This window comes from Sneathiella sp., assembly GCF_041689005.1.
GTDB lineage: Bacteria > Pseudomonadota > Alphaproteobacteria > Sneathiellales > Sneathiellaceae > Sneathiella.
Map to the genome: position 1 here is coordinate 1 of NZ_JBDNHC010000073.1, position 6,491 is coordinate 6,491.

Here is a 6,491-nt window from a genome sequence, read left to right on the forward strand (position 1 = left end):
GCCTCCTCAAGTATATTCCCCGCTCGTCCTCGCGCTCCGGCGCGAAAATGCGGAGGGGTGGCCGAGTGGCTGAAGGCGCACGCCTGGAAAGTGTGTATACGGGGAACCGTATCGGGGGTTCGAATCCCCCTCCCTCCGCCATTTTTAGTAAAAATAATTAATAAAAACAATAGTTTAACATATTTAATATTTTACTAGTCCCCCAATTGGCCCCCAAATATTTTATTTAATGCATAGATCCATCATTTGCATTGGTACTGTCAGAAGAAAACAGCTTGATGCTCATTTGCTCGTCGATTAGCCTCCGAGCATGAAAAATAAAAGTCCCTTCCGGTATTTTAAAACCTCACCTGAAATCATCCGCCTGGCTGTGATGATGTATGTCAGGTTTCCCCTTTCGCTTCGCAATGTTGAAGACCTTCTTCATGAACGGGGCATCGATATTTGTCATGAAACAGTCCGCTATTGGTGGAATAGATTTGGTCCCCTGTTTGCGCGCGAGATCCAAAAGAAACGACTTCATCCTTCTTCCCGGAATCACTCCAACTGGCGATGGCACCTGGACGAAGTATTTGTGAAGATAAATGGAGAAACTCATTACCTGTGGCGTGCCGTCGACCACGAGGGCGAAGTGCTGGAAGCCTTTGTTTCTAAGCGACGCGACCGCAAAGCAGCAATGGTTTTCCTCAAGAAAATCATGAAACGTTACGGTCAACCTCATGTGATTGTAACGGACAGATTACGTTCGTACCGGGCTGCTATGAAAATCATTGGTAATGAAACAGCACAAGAGGTTGGCCGGTGGAAGAACAATTGCTGTGAAAGTCCCCATCTCCCGTTCCGGCGACGAGAGCAGGCTATGCTGAAATTCAGGCGCCTGCGAAGTTTACAGAAATTCGTCTCAATCCACTCATCAGTCCATAACCACTTCAACCATGAGCGCCACCTAACCAGCCGAGAAGAATTCAAGCTTCGGAGAAATGCTGCACTGACCGAGTGGCAGCAACTTAATGCGGCATAATAGAGGCGCCTTATTGCCATTTTACGTCATACGGAGACGAGGTCGCATTAGTCTGACAGCACCGCCATTTCATTTAAAAACATATAATAAAAACAATAAGATAGATATTTTTTATTAGAATTAGCCCCCCAATTCGTCCCCCAAAAATAATCAATGCACACTCAGTAATTGTCATTTCGATTATCAAGGAAATCAAGAGATGCATTAGCACCGCCACAATCTAGCCCGTAAGATTTGCCAACATTCTTGAAAACGAATAATAATCTATTCCATTGTAAGCGTCCGGTGAACACCGCCTTATAAAGTTCATTTTATAGTTCAGACTGTAGATCGATAGCGGGCGATAGTGTCCACTATCGATAGTGGACACTATGAGGGAGATCAGATTGTATGTCAGGAAAACAGAAGAAGCGCTTTTGGAGCGCACAAGAAAAGCAGATGATTGTTTCCCAATGCGGGATTTCTGGTGTTTCTGTATCACAGGTTGCGCGGCGTTATGATGGTGACCGTCCGGCGAACGGACCTCTCGACGGCATGGTGATATCACATTACGCTCAGGTCTGAGCGTAATGCCAAGGCAGTAACTCATCAATACGATTAATTTTATGGTCGGCAATTCTGTTGAGTGTGTCCGTCAGCCAGGCTTGCGGATCAACGTTGTTGAGTTTGGCCGTTTCGATCAGCGTATAGGCGATGGCTGCCGATTTACCGCCGCGCTCAGATCCCATAAATAAGTAGTTTTTACGGCCCAACGCAATGGGCCGCATGGATCGTTCCGCGGCATTGTTGTCGAGTTCGAGAAAGCCATGATCCAGCCACGGCCGCAGTTTCTTCATGCGCGTCAGGGCATAACGGATGGCCATGGCAAGCGGGGACTTCCCCGATATTCGGGTCAGTTGCGCGTACAGCCATACTTCCAGGTCCTCAAACTCGGGCTTTGACTGGCTTTGTCTGGCCTCCCGTCGCTCATCCGGGGGCTGTCCCCGAGCGTCTTTCTCGATGCCATAGAGCTTGGCGATGCGTTTTATGGCTTCCTCCGCAATAGCTGAACCTTGCGATTTATGCACATCAACAAACTTACGGCGGATGTGAGCCATACAAGCAACTTCCGTTATTTTGCCCGTTCGGTAGAGGTCATTGAACCCGGCATAGCCGTCGGCATGCATAAATCCATCGTAGTCGAGAAGATGTTTGTTTGGGCGTTCGCCCTTCCGGTCCGGGGAGAATTGATACCAGGAGGCGGGCTGTCCGTCTCCGGACCAAGGTCGTTCATCGCGGACATAAGCCCAGAGCCGTGCAGTCTTGGTCTTTCCCGATCCAGGCGCCAGCATATTAACTGGCGTGTCATCAGCGAAGATAGCCTGGCCGTTGAGAACGTGCTTTCTGATGGCGTCGGCCAAGGGTTCTAGAAGTGCTGTTGATTGGCCAACCCAATCAGCCAACGTCGAGCGCGATAAGTCCAGACCTTCGCGCTCAAAGATATGGCTCTGACGATAGAGCGGAAGATGGTCAGCGTATTTAGACACAAGGATATGGGCCAACAGTCCCGGACCGGGACGGCCGCGCTCAATCGGGCGCGATGGCATTGGTGCTTGCTGGATCGTCTCGCAACAACCGCACGCCATGCGCGGGCGGACAATCCGGTTGACCACAAACCGACCGGGAACATATTCAAGTTCTTCAGTGACATCTTCGCCAAGCTTTTTTAACTTGCCACCGCACTGCCCGCACTCATCGCCCGGCGACAGGATATCTTCATGGCGTGGCAGGTGATCGGGCAAAGGCTTGCGTCTGGGTTGGCCATTTGGCTTCTGATCAGGTGTCGTGTTTTGATCAGCCTGTGATGCCACTTCCTCAGCCGCTTGCGCAACTTCCTCATCTTCCAAAGAGAGTTGTAGTTGATCCAGGGCCTCGGAGCTTGCTCCAAAACGATGGCGGCGCATGCCAATTAATTGATGCCTGAGCTTCTCGATCAACAGTGCCTGAGACTTCACCTCTGATGACAGAAGGCCAACAAGGTGCTTCAATTCTGACGGTTCATCAGGGAGGGTTTTGGCGGTTTCCAACATGATCATTTTATAGCCGATACGAGCCCAAAAGGGAATCCCAAGGACCCGCTTTATTCAACAAATATGGACCTTTTATATTTTATCCAACAGCCAGTGGACGCCATGTCCTCTCGGGCGTACGCCAGTCAATTCCTTCAAGCAACATCGCTAATTGCGCCGGGCTGAGGGTCAGCTTTCCATCCCGTGCCAAAGGCCAGACGAAGCGCCCTCGCTCCAGCCGTTTGGAAAACAGACACGAGCCCTGACCATCGAACCAGATGACCTTGATCAGATCACCGCGACGACCGCGAAAGACAAAAAGATGGCCACAATACGGGTCTTGCTGCAGAACCTGTTCGGCCAGTGCCGAAAGTCCTGCGAACCCTTTACGCATGTCGGTCACTCCCGCCGCCAGCCACACTTTGGTTTGTGCAGGGACCGGGATCATGTCGCCAGACCACGGGCTAGGCACACAATAGTATCCACGTCATAATCGCCACTGAGTTCAAGATGGTGCCCGCTCGCCAATACGATCTTTATCTTGTACGGAACTTCAGAACATACCCGCTCCGGGGCGACCACCGGCAGGGCCCCCGACACTTCAACAGGCAAAAACGTCGGCTCAACAGGGTCAGGCTGATCAGCCGAACAAAATCGCGGATCGCGAAGCCATTTGAATATCAGGTTGGCATTCACATCATAACGCCGCGCGACCTGAGAAACTGAGACGCCCGGCACACGCGTCTGCGAAACAATCCGACGCTTCTCCTCATCACTCCATCTCCGGCGGCGGCGCTTCTCTGTCATCGCTTAGTGTCCACTTAACTTTTAGTGGACACCTATTGCCCACTAATCTATGGGCATAGTCGCAGATCAGAAAATCAGGCGGAAGGTGGGGAAGGCCGAACGCTTACATTCCATTGATATTGGCGATTGAAGATCGCGCGGTATGGCAAGGTGTAAAGCATTTGGAAAAATCTGAATCAGAAACTACGAAAAGAATAGAACTTGAGCCGAGGGGTATTACTTGCCCTGAGGGGATTTGGAGCAAGGAAGCGGCAGTTCAGTTTGTACTTAAGAAAACTCCGGAGGGGATTGGAAAGTACAAATTTCCGGAATCCGTTCAAAGCCTGATCCGGTTCCTCCTCACTACGCCAGAAATGGAAGTATTTACGATAAATAGCTTCAACGGTAAGAAGCGGAACGTTGATCGCGAGTTTTTGCAAAGCAGAACCGCCGTAGAATGTTTTGAGAGAGGATTTCTGCCAATCAGCGGTGATATAGAGGACAGAGGCGAAGAAGGTAATTACTATTTTTTAGACAGAAGGAAATTTGAAAACTATCTTGCGGACAAGCCGATTATTGAACGGCCAGAAATTAGGCAATCGGCGAACGCCGTTTCCTCCTATATTCCACCCTTTATGCAATTCATGCTTAAAGCAGTTGTGGCTTTGAAATTGTCGGAAGAAAAGCGCACGGATAAAAGCAAGATAATTCATTGGCTGAATGAAAACTGGCCAGACAATTTGGGGGAAAAATCAGATCATCTTATTGGATCGATGGCAACGATTCTTCGTCGCCCCCAAGATAAATCAGGCGGAAGCACGCCTTGGAAGAATTCTTCCAGAAAGTAAGCTTTGAACCCAATAAGTGGTTGAAATTTATAATATTTGGAGAAGGGTTAAACCCTTTAATTTCAGACGGTTTGAACCCTTAAAACGTTCTATTTTGATAATGGACATGATCGGATGGCCTCGGTTTTAATTAGTCGAAGGTAGCTTATTATGTTTAATTCCAATTTTCCCGAGGTCGGCTTTGTTCGCCTGCCGATAATCCTCAAAGTCTATCCGGTCAGCAAGTCCCATTGGTGGGCAGGCGTGAAGGAAGGGCGCTATCCAAAACCTGTCAAGCTTGGCCCGAAGATTACAGCGTGGCGGGTGGAAGATATCCGCGCGTTGATCGCTTCCAGTGAGGGATAACGCATCATGCGGAAGCATATCTATAACCTGAGGCTGATCAGGGAGAACTATACCTATACGGTATACGAAATAGCGGCGCTGTACGGCATGACTTCCGATACAGTGTTTCGTTGGATCAGGCGAGAGGGGTTAAAGCGGATTCTCGGCACAAAAAAGTATTTTGTCCATAGCAGCGACTTGCGTCGCTTTCTTGAGCAGAAGAACGCCCGGAACAAACAACCTTGCGCAGCAGGTGAAATTTACTGTTGCAAATGTCATAGGCCGCAAAAGCCCAATGCGGCCTTCCTGAACGCCAAAAGAATGCCAAATAGGACCGTTCGTGTTTCCGGGCGTTGTGAGGTCTGTAATACGCGCGTGAACACCTTCGTGAGTGCCAAGAAATGGTTTAAATCGCATCCTTTCCATCCTGACAGGAACGCACCCACCGAACCACCTAGTGGAGAGCAGGGGACGCCGCGTAAATGTCAAACTTGGAAGGAGACTGGATAATGGCTGAATATAACCCTAAAAACGAGATGGCGAAGAAGCAGTATGAGGAAGCTTTGCTGCATGGAAAATACCGTGATCCGAAGACAGTGAAGGCGGCATGGAACAGCATCAATAGCTTTGAGGCTCATACCGGCTATATCGACTTTAAGGACGTTACGACCGATCATGTCAAGGCGTTCAAGGCGTCACTGGAGCATGGGAAAAATAAATCGGATGAATTGTTAAGTATATCGACGATCCGTTCCACCCTTGGCAACCTCAAAGAATTCTTTGAATGGCTTGCAATGCACCCTCAGTACATCAAGAAAGTCGATGGCCGCATTACCCAGTATTTTCGCTTGTCAGATAACGCCAACCGCGCAGCAAGGGCATCGAGAGAGAAAATGCCTCCTACGCTAGATGAGCTGGAAACTACCCTCAAAGCCATGCGACAGGATACGGATATCGAGAAGCGGGATCGGGCCATGTTTGCCTTTGTCATTATCACCTGTATTCGGGATGACGCGCTGGTCTCGCTAAAACGAAAGGATGTTGACGCGGATAAGCGAACCGTCTGGCAGGATCCCAGGCATGTCAGGACAAAGCGCCGTAAAGGTATTCTCACAAAGTTTCTCGGGAAACCATTGCCGCTGGCGGAAGCGGTCGTCATGGATTGGCTTAGGCATCTGGATAAAGTTGTTGGGATAAAGCCAAATGATCCTCTCTTCCCAAAGACACAGATGCGAAACAATCCGGAAACTATGGCATTTGAGGCGCAGGGCTTATCGAGGGAGCATTATGCAAATACGGGGCAGGTGCGGGGTATATTCAGGGCAGCGTTCAAGGCGGTCGGTTTGCCCTATTACAATCCGCATTTGTTCAGGAATACGATCGTCAAATGGGGTCTTAAAAATCTGTCGCAGTTTGAGCTAAAGGCACTCAGTCAGAATATTGGTCATGAGCATCTGGCGACAA

Annotated in this window: 9 protein-coding genes and 1 tRNA gene; 7 read left to right on the forward strand and 3 right to left on the reverse strand. The window is 49.5% G+C overall.

Going from position 1 to position 6,491, the window contains the following annotated elements:
- The first annotated feature begins 51 nt into the window (after positions 1-51).
- The 3 genes from ACESNI_RS08545 (at position 52) to ACESNI_RS08555 (ending at position 1,585) form a co-directional block, all read left to right on the forward strand.
- Positions 52-141, forward strand: a tRNA-Ser gene (locus tag ACESNI_RS08545).
- 169 nt (positions 142-310) lie between these two features.
- On the forward strand, positions 311-1,021 hold the full coding sequence (locus ACESNI_RS08550) for an IS6 family transposase (RefSeq protein ID WP_373086121.1): 711 nt from the start codon (positions 311-313) through the stop codon (positions 1,019-1,021).
- Positions 1,022-1,411: 390 nt separating this feature from the next.
- Entirely contained in the window at positions 1,412-1,585 is a 174-nt protein-coding gene (locus ACESNI_RS08555; protein WP_373086122.1) for a transposase, read from the forward strand.
- Here ACESNI_RS08555 and ACESNI_RS08560 read toward each other — a convergent pair.
- The 3 genes from ACESNI_RS08560 to ACESNI_RS08570 form a co-directional block, all read right to left on the reverse strand.
- Positions 1,576-3,090 (reverse strand): IS66 family transposase, encoded by a 1,515-nt coding sequence (locus tag ACESNI_RS08560; RefSeq protein WP_373086129.1) that lies wholly within the window; start codon positions 3,088-3,090, stop codon positions 1,576-1,578. The genes ACESNI_RS08555 and ACESNI_RS08560 overlap by 10 nt on opposite strands.
- Before the next feature lie 79 nt (positions 3,091-3,169).
- Positions 3,170-3,517 (reverse strand): IS66 family insertion sequence element accessory protein TnpB, encoded by a 348-nt coding sequence (gene tnpB, locus ACESNI_RS08565; RefSeq protein ID WP_373086123.1) that lies wholly within the window; start codon positions 3,515-3,517, stop codon positions 3,170-3,172.
- Positions 3,514-3,876, reverse strand: a complete 363-nt coding sequence (locus tag ACESNI_RS08570; RefSeq protein WP_373086124.1) for a transposase — start codon at positions 3,874-3,876, stop codon at positions 3,514-3,516. Before ACESNI_RS08570 ends, tnpB begins: the two co-directional genes overlap by 4 nt.
- A 161-nt stretch (positions 3,877-4,037) precedes the next feature.
- On the opposite strand from ACESNI_RS08570, the gene ACESNI_RS08575 reads away from it, so the two are divergent.
- The 4 genes from ACESNI_RS08575 to ACESNI_RS08590 form a co-directional block, all read left to right on the forward strand.
- Positions 4,038-4,703 (forward strand): hypothetical protein, encoded by a 666-nt coding sequence (locus tag ACESNI_RS08575; protein WP_373086125.1) that lies wholly within the window; start codon positions 4,038-4,040, stop codon positions 4,701-4,703.
- Positions 4,704-4,853: 150 nt separating this feature from the next.
- On the forward strand, positions 4,854-5,048 hold the full coding sequence (locus ACESNI_RS08580; protein WP_373086126.1) for a helix-turn-helix transcriptional regulator: 195 nt from the start codon (positions 4,854-4,856) through the stop codon (positions 5,046-5,048).
- Positions 5,049-5,054: 6 nt separating this feature from the next.
- Positions 5,055-5,537, forward strand: coding sequence for a helix-turn-helix domain-containing protein (locus ACESNI_RS08585; protein WP_373086127.1), 483 nt, complete (start codon positions 5,055-5,057; stop codon positions 5,535-5,537).
- The coding region (locus tag ACESNI_RS08590; protein ID WP_373086128.1) for a tyrosine-type recombinase/integrase at positions 5,537-6,491 on the forward strand (955 nt) is incomplete at its 3' end. The genes ACESNI_RS08585 and ACESNI_RS08590, both read left to right, overlap by 1 nt.

Excerpts from the sequence above, each read along its gene's own strand:
- ACESNI_RS08555 (WP_373086122.1), top strand. The coding sequence starts at position 1,412 with ATGTCAGGAAAACAGAAGAAGCGCTTTTGGAGCGCACAAGAAAAGCAG.
- ACESNI_RS08560 (WP_373086129.1), bottom strand. The coding sequence starts at position 3,090 with ATGTTGGAAACCGCCAAAACCCTCCCTGATGAACCGTCAGAATTGAAG.
- tnpB (WP_373086123.1), bottom strand. The coding sequence starts at position 3,517 with ATGATCCCGGTCCCTGCACAAACCAAAGTGTGGCTGGCGGCGGGAGTG.
- ACESNI_RS08585 (WP_373086127.1), top strand. The coding sequence starts at position 5,055 with ATGCGGAAGCATATCTATAACCTGAGGCTGATCAGGGAGAACTATACC.
- ACESNI_RS08580 (WP_373086126.1), top strand. The coding sequence starts at position 4,854 with ATGTTTAATTCCAATTTTCCCGAGGTCGGCTTTGTTCGCCTGCCGATA.
- ACESNI_RS08550 (WP_373086121.1), top strand. The coding sequence starts at position 311 with ATGAAAAATAAAAGTCCCTTCCGGTATTTTAAAACCTCACCTGAAATC.
- ACESNI_RS08570 (WP_373086124.1), bottom strand. The coding sequence starts at position 3,876 with ATGACAGAGAAGCGCCGCCGCCGGAGATGGAGTGATGAGGAGAAGCGT.